Source organism: Microcoleus sp. A006_D1 (genome assembly GCF_036702805.1).
Classification (GTDB): Bacteria; Cyanobacteriota; Cyanobacteriia; order Cyanobacteriales; family Microcoleaceae; genus Microcoleus.
The window spans coordinates 501,330-525,140 of record NZ_JAUBVZ010000003.1 but is presented as its reverse complement, the minus strand read 5'-3'; the positions used below and the strand labels follow the sequence as shown (position 1 = coordinate 525,140).

Annotated in this window: 20 protein-coding genes, 1 tRNA gene and 1 pseudogene; 7 read left to right on the top strand and 15 right to left on the bottom strand. The window is 47.1% G+C overall.

Features of this window, described 5'->3' with window-relative positions:
* Window positions 1–36 precede the first annotated feature (36 nt).
* The 7 genes from QUB68_RS07995 to QUB68_RS07965 all read right to left on the bottom strand — a co-directional run bounded on the left by QUB68_RS07995 (window position 37) and on the right by QUB68_RS07965 (window position 6,884).
* Window positions 37–110, bottom strand: a tRNA-Val gene (locus QUB68_RS07995).
* Window positions 111–172: 62 nt separating this feature from the next.
* Window positions 173–2,167 (bottom strand): serine/threonine-protein kinase, encoded by a 1,995-nt coding sequence (locus tag QUB68_RS07990; protein WP_332991038.1) that lies wholly within the window; start codon window positions 2,165–2,167, stop codon window positions 173–175.
* Window positions 2,168–2,309: 142 nt separating this feature from the next.
* The gene (locus QUB68_RS07985) at window positions 2,310–2,756 is read right to left on the bottom strand and encodes an SRPBCC family protein (protein WP_332991037.1); all 447 of its coding nucleotides are present in this window, start codon (window positions 2,754–2,756) and stop codon (window positions 2,310–2,312) included.
* A gap of 163 nt (window positions 2,757–2,919) precedes the next feature.
* Window positions 2,920–4,356 (bottom strand): 9,9'-di-cis-zeta-carotene desaturase, encoded by a 1,437-nt coding sequence (gene zds / locus QUB68_RS07980; protein ID WP_332991036.1) that lies wholly within the window; start codon window positions 4,354–4,356, stop codon window positions 2,920–2,922.
* 61 nt (window positions 4,357–4,417) lie between these two features.
* The gene (locus QUB68_RS07975) at window positions 4,418–4,789 is read right to left on the bottom strand and encodes a type II toxin-antitoxin system PemK/MazF family toxin (RefSeq protein ID WP_332991035.1); all 372 of its coding nucleotides are present in this window, start codon (window positions 4,787–4,789) and stop codon (window positions 4,418–4,420) included.
* Window positions 4,779–5,033: a hypothetical protein gene (locus tag QUB68_RS07970; protein ID WP_332991033.1), complete on the bottom strand. Its 255-nt coding sequence runs from the start codon at window positions 5,031–5,033 to the stop codon at window positions 4,779–4,781. Before QUB68_RS07970 ends, QUB68_RS07975 begins: the two co-directional genes overlap by 11 nt.
* A 192-nt stretch (window positions 5,034–5,225) precedes the next feature.
* The gene (locus tag QUB68_RS07965) at window positions 5,226–6,884 is read right to left on the bottom strand and encodes a DUF6930 domain-containing protein (RefSeq protein WP_332991031.1); all 1,659 of its coding nucleotides are present in this window, start codon (window positions 6,882–6,884) and stop codon (window positions 5,226–5,228) included.
* A 322-nt stretch (window positions 6,885–7,206) separates the two neighbouring features.
* Here QUB68_RS07965 and QUB68_RS07960 point away from each other — a divergent pair, with 322 nt between their 5' ends.
* The 3 genes from QUB68_RS07960 (at window position 7,207) to QUB68_RS07950 (ending at window position 8,460) form a co-directional block, all read left to right on the top strand.
* Window positions 7,207–7,560, top strand: coding sequence for a HesB/IscA family protein (locus QUB68_RS07960; protein WP_332991030.1), 354 nt, complete (start codon window positions 7,207–7,209; stop codon window positions 7,558–7,560).
* 88 nt (window positions 7,561–7,648) lie between these two features.
* Window positions 7,649–8,065: a tetratricopeptide repeat protein gene (locus QUB68_RS07955; protein WP_332991028.1), complete on the top strand. Its 417-nt coding sequence runs from the start codon at window positions 7,649–7,651 to the stop codon at window positions 8,063–8,065.
* Window positions 8,066–8,262: 197 nt separating this feature from the next.
* On the top strand, window positions 8,263–8,460 hold the full coding sequence (locus QUB68_RS07950; protein WP_332991026.1) for a hypothetical protein: 198 nt from the start codon (window positions 8,263–8,265) through the stop codon (window positions 8,458–8,460).
* 244 nt (window positions 8,461–8,704) lie between these two features.
* Here QUB68_RS07950 and QUB68_RS07945 read toward each other — a convergent pair whose 3' ends face one another.
* Entirely contained in the window at window positions 8,705–10,336 is a 1,632-nt protein-coding gene (locus QUB68_RS07945; RefSeq protein ID WP_332991024.1) for a DUF3352 domain-containing protein, read from the bottom strand.
* Window positions 10,337–10,485: 149 nt separating this feature from the next.
* On the opposite strand from QUB68_RS07945, the gene thyD reads away from it, so the two are divergent.
* From thyD to QUB68_RS07930, 3 genes and pseudogenes are all read left to right on the top strand, one after another.
* Window positions 10,486–11,412, top strand: coding sequence for a thylakoid membrane protein ThyD (thyD, locus tag QUB68_RS07940; RefSeq protein WP_332991023.1), 927 nt, complete (start codon window positions 10,486–10,488; stop codon window positions 11,410–11,412).
* 155 nt (window positions 11,413–11,567) lie between these two features.
* Window positions 11,568–12,599: a nucleotidyl transferase AbiEii/AbiGii toxin family protein gene (locus tag QUB68_RS07935; protein ID WP_332991021.1), complete on the top strand. Its 1,032-nt coding sequence runs from the start codon at window positions 11,568–11,570 to the stop codon at window positions 12,597–12,599.
* Between the two features lie 627 nt (window positions 12,600–13,226).
* A pseudogene (locus tag QUB68_RS07930) lies at window positions 13,227–13,877 on the top strand (Uma2 family endonuclease).
* A gap of 247 nt (window positions 13,878–14,124) precedes the next feature.
* Here the strand turns inward: QUB68_RS07930 and QUB68_RS07925 are convergent.
* Entirely contained in the window at window positions 14,125–15,069 is a 945-nt protein-coding gene (locus QUB68_RS07925) for a glutathione S-transferase family protein (RefSeq protein WP_332991170.1), read from the bottom strand.
* Window positions 15,070–15,277: 208 nt separating this feature from the next.
* Window positions 15,278–16,180: a hypothetical protein gene (locus QUB68_RS07920; RefSeq protein WP_332991019.1), complete on the bottom strand. Its 903-nt coding sequence runs from the start codon at window positions 16,178–16,180 to the stop codon at window positions 15,278–15,280.
* A gap of 333 nt (window positions 16,181–16,513) precedes the next feature.
* Here QUB68_RS07920 and QUB68_RS07915 point away from each other — a divergent pair, with 333 nt between their 5' ends.
* Window positions 16,514–17,461, top strand: coding sequence for a class I SAM-dependent methyltransferase (locus QUB68_RS07915; RefSeq protein ID WP_332991017.1), 948 nt, complete (start codon window positions 16,514–16,516; stop codon window positions 17,459–17,461).
* 105 nt (window positions 17,462–17,566) lie between these two features.
* Here the strand turns inward: QUB68_RS07915 and QUB68_RS07910 are convergent, their stop codons facing one another.
* From QUB68_RS07910 to QUB68_RS07890, 5 genes are all read right to left on the bottom strand, one after another.
* Entirely contained in the window at window positions 17,567–18,919 is a 1,353-nt protein-coding gene (locus QUB68_RS07910) for a cytochrome P450 (protein WP_332991015.1), read from the bottom strand.
* Between the two features lie 368 nt (window positions 18,920–19,287).
* Complete coding sequence (locus QUB68_RS07905) at window positions 19,288–19,794, bottom strand: MogA/MoaB family molybdenum cofactor biosynthesis protein (protein WP_332991013.1); 507 nt, start codon at window positions 19,792–19,794, stop codon at window positions 19,288–19,290.
* A gap of 69 nt (window positions 19,795–19,863) precedes the next feature.
* The gene (psb28, locus tag QUB68_RS07900) at window positions 19,864–20,199 is read right to left on the bottom strand and encodes a photosystem II reaction center protein Psb28 (RefSeq protein WP_332991011.1); all 336 of its coding nucleotides are present in this window, start codon (window positions 20,197–20,199) and stop codon (window positions 19,864–19,866) included.
* A 140-nt stretch (window positions 20,200–20,339) separates the two neighbouring features.
* Window positions 20,340–21,833 carry a DUF1565 domain-containing protein gene (locus QUB68_RS07895; protein WP_332991010.1) on the bottom strand — a complete coding sequence of 498 codons (1,494 nt, stop codon included), beginning with the start codon at window positions 21,831–21,833 and terminating at the stop codon, window positions 20,340–20,342.
* 208 nt (window positions 21,834–22,041) lie between these two features.
* The gene (locus QUB68_RS07890; RefSeq protein WP_332991008.1) at window positions 22,042–23,799 is read right to left on the bottom strand and encodes a hypothetical protein; all 1,758 of its coding nucleotides are present in this window, start codon (window positions 23,797–23,799) and stop codon (window positions 22,042–22,044) included.
* Between the last annotated feature and the right edge of the window lie 12 nt (window positions 23,800–23,811).

The window sequence follows — 23,811 nt, the reverse complement described above, 5'->3', positions numbered from 1 at the left end:
CAACAAAACCCGCTACACAGAGCGGGCTTTATAAGATGGACGCAACTGGACTCGAACCAGTGACCCCTACGATGTCAACGTAGTGCTCTAACCAACTGAGCTATGTGTCCTCACGAGTTAATAACATAGCACAACATTCGATCGCCTGTCAAGCATAAATATTAAATTTCCCCTAATCCCGAATCGCGCGCCAAATCTTCACAGTTCGATCGCCCGAACCACTAGCCAAACACCCATCAGCACCAAACGCCACCGACAAAACCTCCCCCCCGTGCCCCGTCAGAAGTTCCAGCAAACCCCCCGTAGCAGCATCCCACAAATAAATCGAACCATCCCGACTCCCCGTCGCCAAAACCCCACCATCCGGGCTGAACGCCAGACACAAAACATCCCCAGAATTGTCCCTCATACTCCGCAGTAGCGTACCTCGCCCCTGTGCATCCACCTGCCACAACTTCGCCGTACCATCCCGACTCCCCGTCGCCAAAACCGATCCTTCTCCATCTCCCCCCCTTAGCAAGGGGGGGCTGGGGGGGGTTCCAGCAAACACGATCGCCCGCACCCAATCCCCATGCTCTGCTAAAGTACAAATCGATCGACCATTGCGCCAATCCCACAACTGCACAGTCTTATCCCGACTCCCCGTCGCCAAAAACTCCCCACCAGGACTAAAAGCCACCGCCTCCACCCCGCCAGCGTGACCAGTCAAAGCCGACATCGGCCTACCCTTATTCAAATTCCACAACTGCACAGTCTTGTCCCGACTCCCCGTCGCCAAAACCTGACCATCGGGGCTAAAAGCCACAGCATAAACCCGATCCTCATGACCGCGCAAAGCATACCACCACTTACCCTTATTCAAATCCCAAATTTGAATCGTTTTATCCCGGCCACCGCTAGCCAAAGTCGCGCCATCAGGACTAAACGCCACACAAGTCACCCAGTCAGAATGACCCGTGAGAGTGTACCACCGCTTACCCGCGTCCAACTTCCACATCTCAATCGTCTTATCCTCACTCCCGCTAGCTAAAGTCGCGCCATCAGGACTGAAAGCTACCGACGTGACAGCCTGGGAATGCCCTACCAGAGTATGAACGCACCTCCAAGTAGGCGCGCGTGCCGGTACAACCCGCTGCATCGGCGGCACAGGTATGATAGTTCCCGCAACCGTTGGCGGCACGGCATTCTGCACCGCAGGCATCCTCTGCGGCACGGGAATTGCAGCAGCTACCGGAGTCGGGGGAATCTGCACAGCCGAATGCTGCGGCTGCAAATCTTGGAGAACCTCAGCTACAGATTTGTAGCGACGGCTGAGACTCGGTTCGATCATTTTGTCGAGGATGCGGCTTAATTTCGGATCGATTTGAACCTTCAAAAAATCTCGCCAAACCCAAACATCTTGATTGATATCGAACAAATCAAACGGAGATATTTGAGTCAGCAAATAAATGCAAGTTACGCCCAAACTGTACAAATCGCTGGCATAAATTGCTTGACCTCGAATTTGTTCCGGCGCGACGAATTCGGGCGAACCGATGACAGTACCTGTTTCTCTCAAACCCTCCACAAGTTTTGCAGCGCCAAAATCAACTAAAACTAATTCGCCGGTTAATTTTGGGTAAGTATAAATAATCGGAGTTTGAGAAATGCGACGGCGGATAATATTGGGCGGTTTAATATCTCGGTGAATTACATTGCGCGAGTGTACAAATTCTAATACTGGCAATAAATCATTTAGCAAACTACGAATCTGATTTTCGCTAAAAGCCCCAGCCCCCGCCAATTCTTGCTGTAAATTTTGACCTTCTATAAATTCCTGCACCAAATACTGATAGCGTTCCTGCTGAAAGTGCGCCAGCAATTCGGGAATTTGCGGGTGTTTCCCCAATTCGTCCAGCCGCACTGCTTCTCGGTTGAATAATTCTGCTGCTTTTTCGCTGCTGCTGGTTCCTTGGGATAGCGGGAAAAACTGTTTAATTGCACAGCGCGGTTTTGAGGGCTTGTCTTCGTCTACTGCTAAAAAAGTGCGGCCGAAACCGCCGCGCCCGAGGGGTTTGATGGCGCGGTAACGCTCTCTCAGCAAGAGTTTGGAGCCGCAACTCAGGCAGAATTGGGTTCGATCGGCATTTTGCGGGTTTTGACAGGCGGGGTTTAGGCAATAACTCATAACTGAACCGGGAAGCAATCAGCAGCATATTTCTATGATACTGAGGCAAAAGGGCGATCGACTCTCGCGTTACAATTTAAAATTAAAGGACTGAAGTCCTCACTACGAACCAGTTTGTAGTGAGGACTTCAGTCCTCAAAATTCAAGATGTCGCCTTAACTTTCAAAGCATACTCTTTAAACCTTTCCAAGTCAGCCTGAAGAGTCGATTCAACTACTCCCGCTAGAAATGAATTGTCCATCAATTTTGCCAGCCAGCCGGGAATTCCGTAAGCTACCGTTAGTTTGACAATACTGGTGTTTTTGCGATCGTAAAATCGCACCGCACCACGATTTGGCAAACCGTCCACCGATTCCCACTGCATGATCTGATTCGGCACTAATTTGACAATCCGAGAAAGCCAGCTAAATTCTAACCCGCCCGTTGCGAGTTTCCAGCGCGATAATTCTGGATTTTCTTCGAGAATATGAACAGATTCAATCCACTTCATCCAGCGCGGCAATTGCTCTAAATCAGACCAGAGTTGCCACGCTAATTCGATGGGAATTGCCACTTCTACTTGTACACTATGTTCTAACCAATCAGTCATTCTATTTTAGATTTTAGATTTTAGATTGTTTTTTTTCTAATTTTTTTTTCGTTCCCAGTCTCTGGCTGGGAACGAGAGAAAATCATTAGCTTTTAGCATTTTACATTTTTCAGTCTATCGACTAATGACCAATGACTAATGACCAATGACTAATGACCAATGACTAATGACCGTAAACTTCGAGAATTGCCTTAGCCGCTTGATGTCCTGAAAGTGTTGCACCTTCCATGCTATCAATGTAGTCTTGCTGAGTGTAACTTCCTGCTAGAAAGAAGTTAGGAACAGGAGTTTTTTGAGCAGGGCGGAAAACATCCATTCCCGGTGCTTCGCGATACAAAGATTGAGCCAACTTAACTACACTGTACCAAGTCATGTTTAATTCCCGTGCTGAGGGGAATAAATCCTGAACTTGCTTGAGTACGTGTTGGGCGATCGCCTCATTGCTCTGTTTGATAAACGGATCGCCCGGTGTCAGCACCAATTGCAACAGCGAACCTTGTCCTTCCTTATAATAATCCTTGGGACTTGTCAGTGCCAAATCTGCAAAACAAGAAAAATCTGCATCTGCTGAATATAGCAAATTATCGATTCCTACAGCGTGGCTCAACTGTTTGCGTTTCGCTTCATCTTCCATTTCCGTTACCCAACCGTCGAACCGTAATTGAACTGTCGCAACCGGCACAGTATCCAACTTATAAATATTGTCAAATTCCGACCATTTGCGCCAAGCTGGCGGCAATATTTTTTGAATTCCAGGCACGTCACAGGCGAAAACGTAGGCATCTGCGGTAATATTTTCTTCTGTTTCGCCGTTAGCTACTATCAGACCTGTCACGCGCGTTTCTGCACCTTCTTCAAACTGAATTTCTCGCACTCTGCGCCTGGTGTGAATTTTCGTACCTTTACTTTCCAAATATTCCACAATTGGTTTGTGCAGATATTCGCTGGGAGAACCGGCCAGCATCCGCATCATAGAGGCTTCGGTTTTTGTTGCAAAGAATTGGAAGATTGTCAACATACACCGGGCAGAAATATTTTCGGTGTCGATGAAACCTAGTGCGTAGGCGATCGGGTTCCAGAGTCTTTTGAGCGAGTTTTGGTTGCCGCCTTGACCCCGGAACCAGTCAGCAAAACTAACTTTATCCAACTTACGGATAGTTTTCATTGCTCCATCAAAGTCTATCAAACCACGGACGATCGGGCTTGTTCCCAGGGCGATCGAATTTTGGATTTTGTCTTGTACGGATAGCTGAGATGTAGTGAAAAATGCCTTCAATCCATGCAAAGGAGCACCCACCGGAAAGCGAAAATCCAAAGAACCAGTTTCGCCGCCTCGATTGATAAAAGTGTGGACGTGATCTTTGAGGAGTAAATCGTCAAATGCCCCCACTTTTTTCATCAGCGCAAATAAATTATAATAGCAGCCAAAGAAGACGTGTAAACCCATTTCAACGTGATTACCGTCGGGATCTACCCAACTACCCACTTTACCGCCTACAAAGGGACGGGATTCAAAAATTTCTACTTCGTGGCCGGCATCCACTAAATCGACTGCTGTGGTCATTCCAGCCAGTCCCGCACCTGCGATCGCAACCCGCATTTTACTTATCCTTATCCAGTATTTTTACAGATTGTAACAAATTTTAGAATTTCCGAAACATTCAAAGTGCGTAAATGCCGATCGCCACTTGCACCCCTCTCTGAATTCTTGCCAAAAAATCCGCACTAATTTCACCGTAAGGGCCTTGTTCCAGATAAGTTTGGCGCAAAGCAGAGACATTTTCGCATACAGCTAAAGAATCAACTTGTAATCCTCCCTCACCCGCCGGAATTAAGATGCGAGTAGGATTGTCTACGCCCGCAAGGTTACTTGTGAAAGGAACAACAATCACAGAATCGCTAAACTCGTTGCGGATGTCAGGAGAAACCACAACTACAGGTCTTTTTTTTGTATCTCCCAACTGACGCAAAGCCCTTGAAAGATAAATCTCCCCTTGTCTGGGATAAGTTGTAATTATTGAATTAGAGTCCATCGGCGTTCCATGCTTCCTCTATCTGTTCTTCTACCAAATCAAACCACTCTTGTTCATCCTGAATATCTTCTTGGCTGCGGTTGAGATAAAACTTCCGCAACTTATCTTCTATTTGCTTAGCGTACCAGAGACGGAGAGCTTGTTCGATCGCCTCCGTCCAATTATCCGTAAGCTGGTCTATTTTGTCAGCGAATTCGGCATCAAGGGCGATCAACACTTCTCGCTTTTGAGTAGAATTTGACATAATAATTCTCCTGAATAATTCAACAAGTAGGGTGCGCCGAAGAGAACCTTACATATTACTTTTACATCTTCACTCTTCACTCTTCCGTCTTCCGTCTTCCGTCTGACAACTGTCAACTGACAACTTGTCAACTGTCAACTGACAAATGTCAACTGTCAACTGACAACTGTCAACTGTCAACTGTCAACTCTTCTAAAACATCGGCATCAACTGAAGCGGCCCAATTCCTAAGTCTTTAGCTGACACCCAGCGCACCTCAAACAAAGCGATCATATCCTTAAATTGAGGCTGACCGCGAGAAGCACCCATCAACCCTTTAGCAATCACCAAACCGCACCAACCCTTCGTTGATTGACAGCGGCGCTCCCACTTTTTGCGAGCTTCCTGATGCACCGGATCGTCTTCATTGAACTCTCCAAACAAATAGAGTTCTCCATTGTGAGCTTGCAAAATACCCAAATCGTATTGCTCGTCTTGAAAAGGATCTTCGCCCGGATTAAAGCAAATTGCCTTCACCCCTCCAGCTTCTTTCAAATCCTGAATCATAGTTTTTGCTTTGGGATTAGAAGTTTGGATCATCACCACCGGCAAACCGTCACCGTCGGCATTAATATCAATTTGTGCACTTTGATGAAACTGGGCATTTCCGCGCAGAAACTCTACCGTTTCCCAAGGTATGACGCCCAGACTCAAAAATGAATTTGGCGGCACCAAATCGTCCCGCAGCAGGGGCATTTCAAATTCATCATCATCCTCATCATCCTCATCATCATCATCGTCATCGTCGAGCATCTCTAATAATTCGTCGGACACCTCGGGCATCGTCGAAACTTTAACTGATACCTGCTGAATTTCTCCGTCAGCCTGGGGAACTGGGATGCGGTAGCGGCTGTTGAGTTCGGGAAACGTCTCTGCTCCCAATTTCCGGCGACTGTTGCGGAAAAAGCGGTGAAATGCTTCGAGAGCAACTAACATCGTCAGGGCTTCTTCTTCGTAAAGAATCGATCGCAATCCTTCTAAAGGATGCAGGTTGCCAAAATTCGGTTCAATTTCCGATGGAGGCAAATCGGCTAAATCAATTTCATCTTCTTCGTCGTCTTCATCAATATCTGCGACACTTTCAAAGGTGAGAAACAAACAGTCTTGCCCTAAAAAAGCCTGTTCTAAATCTTCAAAAGAGTCATCGTTGACCACTCGCTCTCGAAACCGTTTCAAGGATTCTAGAGAGCGGTAGAGCAAAACTCCGTAATCCATTCTGCCTTGGCCCAATACGGACACGTAGAGGCTGGCGACATCCCACTGATTGATTTCAATAGATATAATTTGGTGTTCGCTCAAAGTCCGCCAGGGAGCGTCGTGCCAAATTTGAGCTGCTTTTTCCATGAGAACTTCGGCGTACTGAGGCGGTAACTCGGGAGGCCGATTGACAGCCACCTCTTCCATTCCCCGAAATATTTCGTCAATTAACGGCAATTCCGGCACGTAGTCAATGGAAATACTTAAATCTTGAAGTACGCCGCGCAGGTAAAATTGAATTTCTCGGTTTTTGACTACTATTTTTTGGGGGCGGACTGCGGGAGCCGGACTTTGGGGATGTTCCATTGCCCGCAGCAGAGCCCGGACGATCGCCTCTGGGCCGGCATCTGGGCCTACCATGTCCATAGCCCTCACGATGCCTTCAGAGCCATCCACCCAGAGAATGCACTCGCCACCGGCTTCTGGATCGTCGTCGTCCTCTAGCATCATGTGCGAGTCAGCATTAGATAACGGTCGGCGGTCGCCCTCCCACACGCTGGGAATTTGAGGTAAGTTTTGTAGCCGACGAAGAGTAGAGCGATTCAGCGCTGCCATAGAGTAAGCCCGTTGGGTGAAGCATTGTTGCGGTGCCACAAAGGGTCAACCGCTGCTTCTCAATCATAAACCCTATAGGGGGAGAGGACATCGAGCTTGGGAACGAGACCCCAGGGGAATTAAAAATTAGAAGGTAAAAATTATGCCTTCAGCATCTATCGCAACCGCCCTCGGCGATCAGACTTTCTTAATTGCTCAAACCCTTGATTTTATTGCTGAGGACTGATGATTAATGACTAATGACTTCTTCCTTCTTCCCTGTACAATGGATAGATAAGATTAAGCTCAAGCGCGTTGCACAGTCTCAGGAGTTCGGAAAATTATGACTCAAGCGATTTCCCAAAAGCGGGGCATTCAAATGACGGACTCTGCTGTCTGTCAAGTTTTAGCTCTTCGAGAAAAACAAGGTAAAGACCTCTGCTTGCGGGTAGGGGTGCGGCAGGGCGGCTGCTCTGGTATGTCTTACGTGATGGATTTCGCAGACCCCAGCACTGTGAAATCGGACGATGAGGTGTTCGACTACGAGGGTTTTCAGGTAGTTTGCGATCGCAAGAGCATTCTTTATCTCTACGGTTTGGTGCTCGACTTCAGCGATTCCATGATCGGCGGCGGCTTTAAGTTCACCAACCCCAACGCTACTCAAACTTGTGGCTGTGGCAGTTCTTTTTCTACATAAAATTGGAAAATAGGGCATGGGGCAGAAAGTTGTAAACTATCCCATGCCCTTTTCCATCCAACATCCCAAATCTAGAATCCAAAATCGAATGACGCCAGAAGAATTGTTTAAAGAAGGTTTCGATCGCTACCAAGCTGGCGAAGCCCCTGCTAATCTGATCCCCGTGTTCAAAGAAGTGTGCGAGAAATCCCCGAAAAATGGCAATGCCTGGGCTAGCCTCTCGTGGCTTTACCTGTTGGAAAATAAACCCACATCGGCTCAAAAGGCAGCGAAAACCGCCGTTAAATTGAACCCTCACGACCCCCAAGCTCGCATCAACCTAGCAGTCGCGATCCTCGATCTCAAAGAAAAAGGAGTGCGCCCCCACGTAGAAGTCGCTCAGCAACTCCTGATGGCTTCCGATGAGTTGTTCGACGAAGTTAAAAAAAATTTTGAAGAAGGATTAAGCAGAAAACCGGATTGGAAGAGTCTCGCTCGCGTTCAACAGTGGCTTATGGAGTCGTAACCGCGAAAATAAGCCGATTTTGGGGCGGGGATCGACGAAATCGGCTTTGCGGTTTATTACGAGATCGTAATAAATCAATAAATAACTTTATGGAAAACTCAGCAAGTCAGTGCTAGTATTTGAAAACTTAGACGATCGACAAACCCGCTCAGCGGTTTTCAGACTTGACTACCATAAATACTAGGAGTTGTAACGACATGAGCAACGATAGCCACGTTAACATCAAACCAGCAACCCGCAACCACAAAGGTTTCTTTATTCAGCCCGCTTCTTACAAGTTGATGAGCATCGATAAATCTGGCTGGGCATTGATTTGCATGGATAAAGCAGTTTGTCACTATGTAGATCCTGATGACTTGCAATTGCCGAATAAGTCGGGAACGTCTGAAGGTTAATCCTGAAGTTTTGAGAGACATTAAAATGCTTTACTGAAGTAGCTGCCCTCGATTGAGAGGCAGCATCTTTTTTTTGTCAGTTGTCAGTTGTCAGTTGTCAGTTGTCATTAGTTATTAGTCATTAGTTATTAGTTATTAGTGTACGGGATGTAAAGAATGTAAGGAAGTTCGGCAACGGATTGTGTAGCGGATGTAACGGATAGAATTCCCGATTACCAATTACCAATTACCGATTACCGATTCCCTAATTGTTAGATTTGAAGGCAAAAAGCATCTCAAGCTGAGCAGTTGTCGGTTCTGTCGAAGTTGTGGCTACGCTGACTCCTCGCAGAGAATTGAGCAATTCAGCGACGGGCGGCGAAACTAAATTGGGCTGTACTGCGAGCAAATAACGGTTCGCCCATGACATGGTTTTTTCCATATCTATGTAAAAGTAACCTTGGTTGGCCTGCGGTAAAGCAGTGGCGATCGCCTGAAAACTCGGACTACTACTTAAGGGTTGCGGCGGCGCTGTGGTGATGACATCGACTAAAGGGCCGCCGAAAGCTACAAACACAGAATTTTCATTCAGCCAACCGTGCCCGAATAAAGTGCCTTGCTGCGGTATTTGCCACTCTGTAACCTCTTTCCCCTGCACTTGTCTGGGGGCGACGCTGACTGTGGGATTGCTTTTGGCGATCGCGTCGAGTTTTTTCAGGGTTGCTTCCGCCGCAGGGCGATCGCTCGTTTCAAAAATCATCGCCGCCCCCATCCCCAACTGAGACAAAATACCTTGATCCGAACCGATCGCCCCGATCGCAAATTCCCCATTCATCCACCCAAAAACATCACGATCCGCATCCAAATCCAACCGTTTAAAACTACTCCTCACCTGTTGAATTCCCCTGTCAACTTCCGGGCTATCTTTTGCCTCTGCTGTCGCCTGCGACCAAATTTGATTAATTCCCTTGCCGCCGACTAAAGCAATGGTTTCGCCGGGAAATCTGGGCAACAATTTCGATGCGACTTGCGGCTTTTGCTGCACGAATTTAGGGTCTAACTGAGCGATAGTTTTGATTCTCAATCCCGCACTGTCCGCCCCAATTCCCGCTACCAAAGACTTGACTTGTTTGAACTGCGAAAGCACTGTCGAAGGTAACTGAAAATCATCTGGCAAATTAGCTTTCAATTGCTGCATGGCGGCAGGATAGTCAGCAATGTAAATAGTTGCGATCGGATTCGGTACCCCAGCACTTTCTGCAAAAAACTTAGTTGTACTCTGCTGCGTGGCGAGGGAGGGTGATCCTTTAAAAGTGTCGATCGCCAATTCCACAGGCTTTCTCAAAGGAGCCATGACTAATTGGTCGTTCAGCAAAGCCACACTGTAGCGCTTGCCGGTTGGCTCTGCAATCTCAGAAATTTTAACTCCTTTATACTCGGTTTCTTGAATTGTTGCGCCTTGCTGAGATTTTAATTTATTCGCAAAATTCCAGGCGCTAATTTTATTTTTGACGCTGACTACAACGAGCAGTTTAGGAGGCTCTGTTTTCGCCGCAGCATCGGGGGGCAACAAAGCCACCATCACGCCGCCCAGCCAAGGCTTTAAGTCCCTATCAAAGTCGATTTGAGTGCCTGCCAAGCTTTGTTCTTGAAAGGCCTTCAAACCCGCACCGACCAACTTTTGAGCGCCTGGGGTGCCGAATTGTTGCAACTCGGACAGCGCTTGGGGATTGGGGGAGATGAAGGCGGCCATCGTTGCTTCGTCGGGTACAACTCTGGCGCTGTCTTGGGGGTTGGATATTTGTTGGCTCAAACTCTGGAAGTAAAAGTAGACCGCGGCGCTACCTGCTGCGATGATAGCGGCAGCAATTAGAAGCTTTGGTTTTTGTGCAGGCATTGTTTTTGATCCTCGCGTCCTTTATCAGTTTAATGAAAATCCACTTGGCTTGTGGGGAGGCGATCGAGCTTGCTATTTATTTTTGTATAATCTATGACAAGTTTGGACGATCGTGTAAACTGCTGTTGATATGAAGTGCGGGAAGAAAGATGAAAGTAGCGATCGCGGGAGCAACGGGATTTGTAGGTAGCCGGCTGGTGGAGAAGCTGCAAGCTGCGGGACATCAAGCGGTAGTTTTGAGCAGGGATGCGGCGAAGGCTAGGCGAGTTTTTCCGGCTTCGGCTTATCCAAATTTGGAAGTTGTCGGGTACACTCCGGCGGAGTCTGGTGAGTGGCAAAAGTCGATCGCGGGCTGCGACGCTGTTGTCAATTTAGCTGGGGTGCCGATTGCGGAGGAAAGGTGGACACAGGCGCGCCAGCAAGCGATTCTGGACAGCCGCAAACTGACGACGGCAAAATTGGTCGAGGCGATCGTCAATGCTAATCCTAGGCCATCTGTGTTTGTGAGTGGATCGGCGATCGGCTATTACGGAACCAGCGAAACCGCCGAGTTTGACGAAAACAGCCCTGCGGGAAACGATTTTTTAGCAACAGTTTGCAAAGAGTGGGAAGCAGCCGCCCAACCTGCCAAAAATGCGGGCACACGGCTAGCAATTTTGCGGCTGGGGATAGTTTTGGGAATGGGAGGCGCGCTAGCAAAAATGCTGCCACCTTTTAAACTATTTGCTGGCGGCCCAATTGGCACAGGAAAACAGTGGTTTTCTTGGGTTCATCGCGAGGATGTGGTTGATTTAATTTTGTACGCCCTGCAAAATCCGCAAGTAGAAGGTGTTTTGAATGCGACAGCACCGAATCCGGTGCGGATGAATGAATTGTGCGAAACTTTAGGTGAAGTTTTAAGTCGGCCTTCTTGGTTGCCGGTGCCAGGTTTTGCTTTAGAATTGCTCTTGGGAGACGGTGCTAAAGTTGTTTTGGAAGGGCAGAAAGTTTTGCCTAAACAAACTTTGGCGAGCGGTTTTCAATATCAGTATCCGACGCTGAAGTTAGCACTTGAAGAGATTTTATCTGGTCGTTAAATACTGCGTTTTTAGGCTCGAACCTGCGGATATAAGAGGGCGGGTACTCTTATATCCGCCCCTACGGTGAATCAGGGTGGCACGGGGCGCATCCCTCGTTCTCTAACTCTGCGCTCTCTGCGCCCTCTGCGGTTAATTTAAAAAAATAAAAATTTATGAACAATGAAGAAGTGGCTACCACCTTAAAAATTCCCGCAAAACTCCCATTTCTTCAGGCGATATGTTGGCAAATTGCTGATATCAAACTTTTGACTCTCAAAGAAATGCTGTGCCGCTACGAATCGGGCTGGGATTATTGGGGAGTTTTGGGAAAACCGAGTTCGGAGGAATTGTTTTTTATTCAACAAATCAGCAAATTCTATCAGTCTTGGTTGGTAACGGAACTTGACAGCATTTGTCCCTCGCCAGAAACTCCAGAAAATAACGTGATTTATCGATCGACCTTTAAACACGAATTCCATCAAAAAATCCTCACTGTACTCAGCCTGTTAAACGTCGAATTTCTACAGGAATGTCGGGCTTACTTTGGTGGCGGAACTCTGGTAAGTATGCAGCAGGGGGAATATCGGTTGAGCAAGGATATTGACTTTATGTGTCCGATGGATGGTGGCTACCGTCTCCTGCGCCGCCAAGTTGCTGAAGCCGGCTATGATGCGATTTTTTCTGGGCGCAGCGGCATTTTTTTACCACAGGACATTCAAGCCAACCAGTACGGGATCAGATTTCCGGTGATTGTGGACGGGACAACGATTAAGTTTGAGATGGTTTGTGAAGGGCGAATTGAGTTTGGTGAACCGAGTTATCCCAATTGGTCGCCTGTTCCTTGTTTGAATCAAGTTGATATTTTTGCGGAAAAGTTGTTGGCCAATGCGGATCGATGGCCGAGCGATCAGGTAAATTCGAGAGATTTGATGGATTTGGCAATGCTCAGGTTGGCGAGTGCTATTCCTCAAGAGGCGATCGGCAAAGCTGAAGCAGCTTATCAAGTGATGCAACCGCTAGAGCGATCGATTCAGTATTTCCAAGAACGTCCTGATTATCGGGAAAAGTGCTATGAGATTTTGAGTATTGCACAGCCAAATAAAGTTATTAACGGTATCGATTTACTCGCTCAGGATTTAGGCGGGGAAATCACAGTCAGGACATTTAGCGAGACTATTTCCTCGTTCCCAGGCAGAGCCTGGTAAATGAAGAAGTTACGATTAAATGCAAGTGATTTTCCATCAGCACGTAACCGTGTAAAGCCAAACGCTTCTCCCGTTGCATAAAACTTAAGGAATTCAAGACTATTTGTGCTATTTCTGCTTGACTGAATACAGGAATCCAGTTGATAATTGTACAGGTGACAAAGTGCGGTTGGTTGTTGGAATATATTACCTTGTATCTGCTTCTTCCCATTTTGTCGATCGAGGGTTTGTCAGAGGGTTAAGGCGAGGCTGAGCATAAGAATCTGCGTTACCAGCCAACCAACCCCACAGGATATCGGGACAACCACCGACTAGAAAGAAACCGGGTTTCTGCGAGAATTTTTGCATCCTAACGAGATTTGGTGAAGAAACCGGGTTTCTGAGCCCCGACGCCCAGCCATCCAAGAAACCGGGTTTCTGCGAGAATTCTGGCATCTTCACGCCCGATTTTGTTAAGAAACCCGGTTTCTGACTCCCCACGCGACTAGAAAGAAACCGGGTTTCTGCGAGAATTTTGGTGAGGATGCCAAGCTTTTGCTAAGAAACCCGGTTTCTGACTCCCCCGGTTTCTGTTCCTCAAATATTTCATGTTATCATAAAATTACTTGAGAGCAGAAGGCAATGACAATGCAAACCCAAGAAAAACCAGCAATCGAAAAGCAACCACAAACCGAAAAACGCTACTACACGCCAGAGGAATATCTCGCATTAGAAGAAAGTGCGATCGACAAAAGTGAATACCATGATGGGGAAATCGTACCAATGACAGGCGGAACAGCAAACCACAACAAACTCGCACTGAATTTTTGTCGCAAATTCCCCTTGAGTGTAAATGGTCAAGATTACGAGACATTTATCAATGATGTGCGCCTGTGGATACCCCTAACTCGCCGCTACGTCTATCCCGATATCATGGTGATTCAAGGAGAAGCAGTTTATCAAGGAAGTAACAAAACAATTGTTACAAATCCTCTGGTAATCGTTGAAGTTTTATCCAATTCAACCAAAGACTACGATCGCGGTGGTAAATTTCTCGCCTATCGCTCAATCCCGGAATTTTGAGAATACATTTTAATTGACCAATATAGCTATCACATCGAACAATTTGCTAAAAACTCTAATGGCAAATGGGTATTAACAGAATATGATTCAGACGAATCGGTATTAACCCTAGAATTCGTAGAATTTCAAATGCCGCTGAGAGAGATTTACGCACGAATTGATTTTGATGTTAAAGACGAAGAAGTAAGCCAGCCAACAAGTGAAATTCAAGAATAAGATCGAGTCCGCGCCAACTCGCAACCATCCAAGAAACCGGGTTTCTGCGATAATTCTGGCATCCTCACGAGATTTTACGAAGAAACCCGGTTTCTGATCCCCGCGCGCCTAGTCCAAGAAACCGGGTTTCTGCGAGAATTTTGGCATCCTCACCGAGATTAAGTGAAGAAACCCGGTTTCTGAACACCTGCGCCCAACCATCCAAGAAACCGGGTTTCTGCGAGAATTTACGCATCCTCACGAGATTTTAGGAAGAAACCCGGTTTCTGAGCCCTGCGCGATCGTGAGCTTTGAGCAAACTCGCCGGATCTGGCCCAGCGGGGATAATGCAGCCGGGATTCAGCGGGAACAAATTGCCGTAATAATCGCGCTTCACAGCCTCCAAATCGCAAGTGCCAGCAACTCCCGGTAACTGGTACAAATCGCGCAGATAAGCTCCCAAATGCTCGTAATCTTGAATGCGGCGCACATTGCATTTGAACAAGCTGTAGTAGACAGCATCAAAACGGAATAGAGTAGTAAAAAGCCGCACGTCTGCTAAAGTCACCCGATCGCCACAAAGGTAACGACTCCTCAAGAGCGATCGATCGATCTCGTCTAAAACAGCAAACAATTCACTGCAAGCCGAGTCATAAGCAGCTTGAGATTGCGCGAAACCGCAGCGATAAACACCGTTATTCACCGATTGGTAAATCTTCTCATTCCACTCGTCAATTTGCGATCGCAAATCCAGAGGATAAAGATCCATTTCAGGATTGCTAGCAAACTCGTTAAACTCCGAGTTTAGCATCACAATAATTTCCGAACTCTCGTTATTGACGATCGCCTTTTTCGAGTCATCCCAGAGCACCGGCACCGTACACCGCCCCTGATAGCCCGGCAAAGCCAACTGGTAAATTTGCGGCATCGTATTGCAGCCAAAAGTCTCCGACTCCAGCACCCACATTCCCCCTTCAGAAGGATAGACAATCGACACCGATATCGCATCTTCCAGCCCTTTGAGCGCTCTCGTCACCAGAGTGCGGTGCGCCCAAGGGCACCCTTTACCCACAAACAGGCGATATCGTCCCGTGGCGGGCTGATGAGGGTTGTCTGCTTCTGTGCTGACAAAATTGCGGAAACTGCTGCTGGGGCGAATGTATGCTCCGGTGCGATCGGGCGGCGCTAGTTTTGACATCATTAATTGCCACATTGATGTCCAGACAAATTTGCCGAGCTTGACTGTTACGGATGAAGGAAGCGATTTGTTTTTCACAATGCGATTAAAAGAGGTTTGCTAAACAGAATCTGCTTATTTTAACTCACATTGCGAGGTTTATTCCCTCGTTCCCAGGCTGAGCCTGGGAACGCAGATCCCGAGGCTGGGCCTCGCTGTTTTCCCTCGCCTGGGAACGACTTTCCTAGTATCTGCCAGAGGCTATTTCAGCATAAGCTCGATCGATCAATTGGCGAGCAACTGTCTGAATTCCCGTATGTTCGTAATAATTGGTAGTCATGTCCAAAAACGCAGCGACATAATCCAATTTGTCATCGGTAACATCAACGTATTGCTTGAGATTGCCTAAAACTGTGGCGGGAGTTAAGCCGCGAGACTGTACTAAATTGTTCATCCAACCTTGGGCTGAGGCGAAAGTTGCTGTCACAAATCCGAACTTTTGTGAATTATTTGCGCCGGGAATTAGGTTGCTGATATTTTGGAATGTTGAGTTTTGCTGCAAGGTTGAAGGATTCAAGCCGCCTAGGGTATTTTGCGCTACTCTAATGAAGTCCGGGCCGAGGGGAATTAAACCGTCAGCGCATACTAATGCAGCCATCCGCATCAGAGATTCGCCTTTGTAATGAGATAAATAATTACCAAAGCTTCCCACATTGTCAAGGGAAATATTGTTAAGTTTGCAAAAGACTATGAGCTCGATCGCCACTTTGACGCACAAGTCGATCGTTTGAGTGGTGTCAGCTTTGGGAGTCAGGCGGCTCATAAACGAGAGAAAGCCGATTTTTTCGCCGATTTTATTCGCCATAGCGGTGGCACCCAAGGCACTGTCGGCGCTGTCTGCAAGCTGGTAAAGCTTGACTGCGCCTTGATAGGGCTCGTTGGAGTTGGCGTAAAGCTCGATCGCCCGAGCGCGAATTTTTTGCACTAATGTGCGATCGGTTTCCCCTGTGTGCGATCGAATAGTATTGTCAAAACCAGATAGGTTGTTCCACTCGCCCGGAACCACAAAATCCAGGGATTTGAGCATCATCACAGTAATCCCAGAATCCGGCAAATTGTCAACCAATTCTACAATAGATTTGCTCACGACAAACTCCTAAATAACCCTATTTGATAGTGCTCTTCCCAATACTCCAACTTCGGCAAATCCGATTCCAGATTCCGGGTAAATTCCCCAGAACTAAGTAGGTGGCTACAAATAAACATTACAGGACGAGAGCCAGTTCTGCAATACTCTTGTCTTTTCTCTCTTCTCGCTCCTCTGCCTTCTCTGCGCCCTCTGCGGTTCATTAAAAAAAGTCTTTTTCACACAACATTCGCGTTTCACTCGCCATCACAAAGTAAAGTTTCATGGGCTCAACTCACTAAAAATGACCGAGATGTGTTAGAATCGATGGCGCAAAATAGAAAAATATAAAATATGACTGTTGCAGTTAACAAAACTCCGGGATTAGCCTCGCGTTTAGTAAATGGCGTACTTTCCATCAAGCCTTTGGCCGCTCTAGCCAAGCACCAAGCCCGGGAAATGATGATCAAAAGAGCTGAAAAAATCGGAGTGTATTGGCGACAAGAAGCACAAGCACTTTTGGCCCGGAATTGGGATGCAGAATTGCTCAGCGTAGAAAATCCCGATCTGGTTTACCCTCCATATTATCTAACTTCATTCCACGCTTACGAACAAGGTAATATGAGTTGGGAAGCTGCTACAGAAGTTGAAGTTGCAGCCCGTGCAGTTCATGCGGGAATTTGGCCGGAAGCTGGTGCAGGTGGCGATGCTAAACTTCGCGCCAGCTATCACGAAATCGTCAAAGCTCAAATTGCTTCTTCACCGCAAGATATTGTGGATTTGGGATGCAGTGTAGGAATGAGTACCTTTGCGCTTGGGGATGTTTACCCGGAAGCAAATATTGTCGGGGTGGATTTATCGCCTTATTTTTTGGCAGTTGCTCAATACCGTTCCCAACAGCGACAATCTGAATTGTCAAATCAAAAATCTCCGACTTGGCTTCACGCTGCTGCTGAATCTACGGGTTTACCTGCGCGTCGTTTTGATTTGGTTTCTATTTGTTTAGTTTGTCATGAATTGCCGCAGAAAGCTGCGAAGGAAGTATTTCGGGAAGCGAGGCGTTTGCTGCGTGTTGGCGGACATTTGACAATTATGGATATGAATCCTCAGTCTGAAGTTTATGCTAAAATGCCTCCTTATATTTTGACTTTGCTCAAGAGTACGGAGCCTTATTTGGATCAGTATTTTGGGTTGGATATTGAGCAGGCTTTGGTTGATTCTGGTTTTGTTGCGCCGACAATTACTTGCAATACTCTCCGACACCGGACTATTGTTGCTGAGGCGATAAATACTCAAGTTTGATTTGCCGAAAGTGTTTGCGGTTAATGATATGAAATCCTATAGTTTGATCGTTCGGACTTTAGTCCTCTAATTTTTGAGGACTGAAGTCCGATGCTGCGAACCTATTTAATTGCGATCGCCCACAACGCTCAATCGAAACCGATCCGGCGGTACAAAGGTGATTCCCCGGCGGGTTGGACGAATTAGCCGATCGAGATTTGATGAAAACTCGCGCGCCGATAACACCGTTGCTAACACCAGTTTCATCTCAAACATCGATAGCGCCATCCCGATGCAGCTTCGACTCCCGCCTCCAAATGGTAAAAATTCTGAGGCGGAAAACTTGCGATCTAAAAAGCGATCGGGGTTGAATTGATCCGGATTTTCGTAGGTTTCTGGGCGACGGTGCGCTAAATACACAGAGGGGATTAAAATGGTTCCCGGTTGATATGTATAGCCTTCGAGTTCGATCGCCCTTTTTACCTTGCGCGGCTGCGAAATTAAGGCGATGGGATAAACCCGCAGCGCTTCCTTACAAACTGCGGTTAAATACGGCGACTGCGAAAGTGCGATCGGATCGGGATTCTCGCCCAATTCATCCAATTCGCCGCGCAATTTAGCGAGACATTCGGGATACTGATGCAGCCAGTAAAACGCCCAAGTCAATGCAGATCCAGTGGTTTCGTGTCCCAATAACAACAGCGTCATCAACTGATCGCGCAATTCTCGATCGCCAATGGATTCGCCCATATCGTCGCGGGCCATCATCAATACTGACAGAATATCCGTGCGAGACGCATCGAGAGAGTGCGATCGCCGATCGGCAATTTCCGCATAAATCAGCGCATCAATCTGCGCCATTTGCTGCAAAAACTGCCCCCACGGACTCCAAGAACCGAAATTTTGCTGCAACGGCGCAAAGAAAAATTGAATTGAGTACAACTCTGAGGTAATCGCCTCTAAAAGTTTGCTGAGTAAGTTTTTGAGCTGTTCGTAGCGCTCTCCCGGTACTAATCCGAAGACAACTTGCAGGATTACTTGCAGCGAAATTTCTGACATTTCTTGGCGGACTGCGATCGCATCTCCAGCTTTCCAATCCAGTGTTTGTTTGCGCGTCAAATCCACAATCAAATGCCCTTGACTGTGCAACTGCTCCCGATGCAGCGCGGGCATTAATAGCTGTCGCTGGCGCAGATGTCGCGCCCCTTCGTTCATAATTAGGGATTCTGTTCCCACCAGCGGGCGAAATACGTTGGTCACTTTGCCAAATTCAAAGGCATCGGCGAAGGTTGTAAACACGGCCTGGATGGCTTCTGGACGGCCCAGAAACACGACGGGGGGCGAGGCGGGCCCCAGTACGCGGGCGGTAAATGTATCGCCGTATTTGGCAGAATACCGATCGAAAAAGGCGATCGGATCGGCTACCAGCGACAGCGTTTGGAAGAGGGCGGGAGAACGTGATCCGGTAGGCAGCGTCATTGCAAAAACTGGCGATACATAATATTTCTAGTGTATATCTTAATGCCCGCGTCCCGATCGCGAACCCTTCTCGCGAGCGAGGACAGCACTGCACCTCGATCGGCTTTTCACCCTAAAATTTATTAAAGGATCGATCGACTGCACGCTATCAATCTGGTTTTTGAGCGTAAGTCATGATTAGACCTCTTTCAAAAATAGCTAGGCCGGGCTCGCGTGCCCATCCCACAAACTTTTTTTTCTTGTGGGACGTTGCTCTGAGCATCGTCCGAAAATTAGATTCAAAGGACTTTTGCAATTCAAGTCTATTAACAAAAAGCGGATGCGGGCGATCGACTAAAAGCTCGATCGCCCGCCGATAACTTTCGCCCTCAGTTTCCGCGCAACTGCTGCACCAAGTGTACTAATTCCGGTAAAATCAGCTTTTCCACAGCTAATCTTACGGCATTGCTAGAGCCGGGAAGAGAAAAGACTAACTTACCTTGATACACGCCTGCAACTGCGCGAGAGGCGATCGCCCTCGAACCAATTTCTTGATAGCTCAAATACCGAAATATCTCCCCAAATCCCGGTAAGATCCTGTCGAGCAAACTCTCCATCACATCGTAAGTAGTATCTCGGGGAGCGATGCCCGTCCCGCCGTTAAAAATGATTGCATCGACATCTTCACGCTGGGAAAACGCCTGCATTTGCAATACAATTTTTGTCGCATCATCTTTAACAACGGTGTAAGCTACTATAGAATGACCTGCATCTTTTAGCAGCTTCTTTGTTAACAAACCGCTATTGTCTGTTTCAGCCGAGCGCGTATCGCTAACAGTAATGATCGCGCAGTTTACTGCTATTTGAGATAAATCTGGGTGAGGAATTTGCGTCATAGTTTCTTGTCTTAAGTAATCGGCAATCGGCAACTGGCGCTCTGCCAATTACCAATCACCAACTACCCATTATGCCTTGTTAAATCCTAAGCCGTTTGCTTCCGAGTAGCGTTCCATGAAACGCATAAAGCGTTCCCATTCTGTGGCACTTCTCATTAAATAAAGAGCTTCCAAGCCTGCTGGCTGACCGTTGATGAACTTCGCCTTAACTTCGCGAGTCAGGAGTTCGCCTTCTTCGTCGATCAGATACATTCCAGTAATGTCTTGGGTACTATCGTTGCTGAGAGATTTAGGATTTTCAAACAGAAACGTGGCAGTGCCTTGATCTCCGCTTTTAGAACGGGTTAGGCGCACTTCGGGCACAGCATCTTCGTCTATACCCCGGGAGAATTGAATTTTAGCCATAATCTGACAGTCGAACCTTAAAGATTGCTGAATTTCTTAATCTTTTATCATAAAACGATTTGGACACTCGCAAATCAAGATTTGGGAGGGGGGAGACAGGTTGATTCCAACTCTTCCTTGTCCCCTTTCTCCCAATTGCCTTAGACGATGTAGGGAGAGTTAATTGGTTCAGCCCGGTTTGTGGCTACCAGCGTTTGGTAGACGAGGGCGGATATCTCGCCGCGGGTGATGTCGCGGGCGGGGGAAAGCTTGTCGCGCGCGGGATAGTTGACGACGATTTTGCGCTCTGTGGCTGTTGCTATGGAGTCGGTGGCAAAACTGGGAATCAAAGCTCGATCGGCATAAACGCTCAAAGAATTAGGATTGCCGCCCGCAAACTGCAAGCCTTTTACTAATGATACGATCGCCTCAGCTCTAGTCAAATTCTGCTCCGGGCGAAACGTGCTATCGGGGTATCCAGCCAAAAACCCACCTCGATTAGCTTTGATGATGGCTGGTTGCGCCCAATAATTTGCCGCCACATCTTTAAAAACCGTCGCCTCGCGGCGCGGCGCCAACTCAAACGCCTTCGCCAGCAAAGCCGCATACTGAGCCCTAGTTAAACTCGCGTCAGGTTTAAAAGTACCGTCGGGAAACCCGTTAACAATATTCATCTTAGCGAGGCGATCGATAAAATCCTTAGCCCAGTGCGTGCTGATGTCGCTAAACTTTACACCAGGAGTTGGAGTCGGAGTTGGAGTCGGAGTTGGAGTCGGAGTTGGAGTCGGAGTCACATTTCCCAACTCAAATAAACCTTTTACCCGCGAAGGATTGAGCTGATTTCCCAGCGCAAAAATCTTAGCCGCAGTAGCATTTTGCAAATCAAATTCGCCATTATTAGCAAAAATATTGCCCCCCAAATCTTGAGCCGTACCAAGATCCGGCAGCGATTTTTCCACCGCAGTCAAACCATCTTCGGTATTTTTTTCAATGCGATTCTTCCGCACAACTGGCTTAGAGCTCCCCGTTAAAACGATACCGGAGCGATTGGCGACAATTTGGTTGTCAACAATCAAAGGAGCCGATTGAGCTTGTAGAGAAATACCAAAACCGGTATTTTGAAAAAGATTGCGCCGCAACACGCCTTTAGCACTTCCAGCCAAGATCGCGCCAGCCGCCGAGTTTTCGATAAATTTGTTGTCGAGAATCGCAGGATTAGCGGTACCTGTGGCAAAAACACCTTCGCGCTTACATTTAGTAAAAGTGCAGTTAGCCACAGTGGGAGAAGTTGACTCAATCCAGACTCCGGTGCCGCGACTATCTAGGTTGGTGACAGTTACTCCCCGCAATTCGGCATCAGTTGCTAGCAGTATAGTGATATTTTGACTCGCAGCGGTGGGACTGACAAATTTGCCGCTTCCTTGAATGAGAGTGCCGCTTCCTTTGTTGGCTTCATTGCCGCTCACTTTGACTGCTGAGGGAATTTCTAAAGGAAATTTTTCGCCGCTGGCTGCGCTGTAAGTTCCCGCGGCTAGCTGAATAACTGTTCCGGATGCAGCGGAGTTTATAGCGCGGGCGATCGTTTTGAAGGGAGCAGATTGGCTGCCGGCTGCTCCATCGCTGCCTGTTTGCGGGTTAACGTAAAGTGTTGCCATGTTTTTGCTGTATGGATAATTTGCGATCGAGCTTTTGTGCACTTTTCATTCTCTACCAAGCTGACACCGGATCTATATTTGCTTTTAATTTCGGAGATTATTTAGTTTTATGATATCCGCAACCTCACCCCTCATGAGCATGAGCCGCAGGGGGGATTGCCCTTACTTGCTGAATAGTGGTAAGGTGCGCAGTGTGCACCCTACAAACTCAATTCCTAGTCAATTTCAGAATACAAGACGCATCCAAAACCACAACAACTTGATTCTGAAAAACAGCACAACTTGTCATTGCTGGAGCTAATGCGGGAATTTTCCCTTGTTTGAGAGAAAGCATCGCCTCCGGTGTAGAATCAAAGACAGTGATCCAGCCGTAATCCTCTACATACTTAAGAGTTAATGCCGCGCGATCGAGCATCCAGAAATCAATTCCATATTGATTAATGAATTTTTGCAATATCGCTTGATCGGGAGTATACTGAGCGCGAATCAAATCGTTTATTCGCTGTAGATATCGGCTGTAATATCCTTTTTGATAAGGGACTGCATATTCCTTTGCCACCAAAACTGAGCGTTGACTAAAAGTTGGCAAATTGTCCGCCTCTCCCGCGATAGAAGCGATCGTAATATCTTTCGGTTGCTGCTGAAAAAACTGGTACAAATCGGGCATTTTACCCTCTACATACCCAACCCTGGGAAAATTTTCTACCAAACTCGGATAACACACAACTACAAAAGCAATTATCGCTGTAGTAACTATTGCTACTAAATTTTTAATCCCAAAGCTGGTTTCATTTTCCTTAGCCCAATTTAGCATTCCATCTACGATCGATGTTAGGACGATCGCACTTAAGAACACTACAATAAATCGCAAGCTATAAGCAGTATAGCGTCCAGGCTGATATAACTTAAACAAAGTGGCATGAGCAGCCAAAAACATGGCTGAAGATGCTAAAAATAGCTGAAGCAACACCCAGATGCTACTTTGAATCTGTTTTGAAGCAGGAAAGTGCGTTAGCGAAGCCCTCGAAGAGGATCGGCATACCAATAGCAGCGGCCATAACAATGATGCACAGTGAGTGACAGGCGTAAATAGCGACTGGGGAAACATCCCGCTACCCCTACCAGTTAGCCAATAATGTTTGGGATTTGCCCGAAAAAAAGCATTTCTGCCATCTGCCGCAAATTCCGGCATTTGTTTAGCTTCTGCTGCTGTATAAGTTGGGCTAAATTCTGATTTATCTAGGGCATAGGGTAGCATTACCAAAAACACAACTCCCAAACCAGTGGTGCAAAATAGGTAATTTGTGCGATCGCGCGACCAGCAAAAACGACCATTTTCCCAACCCAGAAGCCGCAAAACTAATATACCCGCAGCCACCAATGCGTAAGGAGGATAAAATAGTCCCATCAGACCGATCGCCGCTAAACATGGCAGCAAGGAACGTCGCAGTAAATAATATAAAAAAGCTAGAAATATCGGATAAACAAATGCTCTTGGCGTTGCAGAACCCAAATCGTCTGTGATCCACATATGTTGGTTAAGCAGCAAAGAGGCAATAAATCCGGTCATCGGCACTGGCAGCATTTCTAGGGCAATGCTAAAACAGTAATAAGTGGAGATTAAGCTGAGGAAAAACGGCAATATTTTGTGAAAGAATAGCGGATGAACGCCAATTGTGGCGGCTATTTTGTAGAGTATGCTATATCCGGCGGGGGCGGCGGATTGAAAATAGTTAGCAATGAAATCATTGGGGAATAATTGCGGATCGACAAACCGCATCATCCAGAAAACGTGTTGCCTCGCATCGTCTTGCACTACATACTCGCCGCTGAAGGCTTGCTTGAGTCCTAAAATAGCATAAATTGCGGCAAATGTCAAGCTCAGAGTTAACCAAAATATTGTGCGCGATCGGGATTTTTCATCCACAGTCGCAGTTAGAAACTTGTGCAAGCGGGCTATGAACATTACAGTGAAACA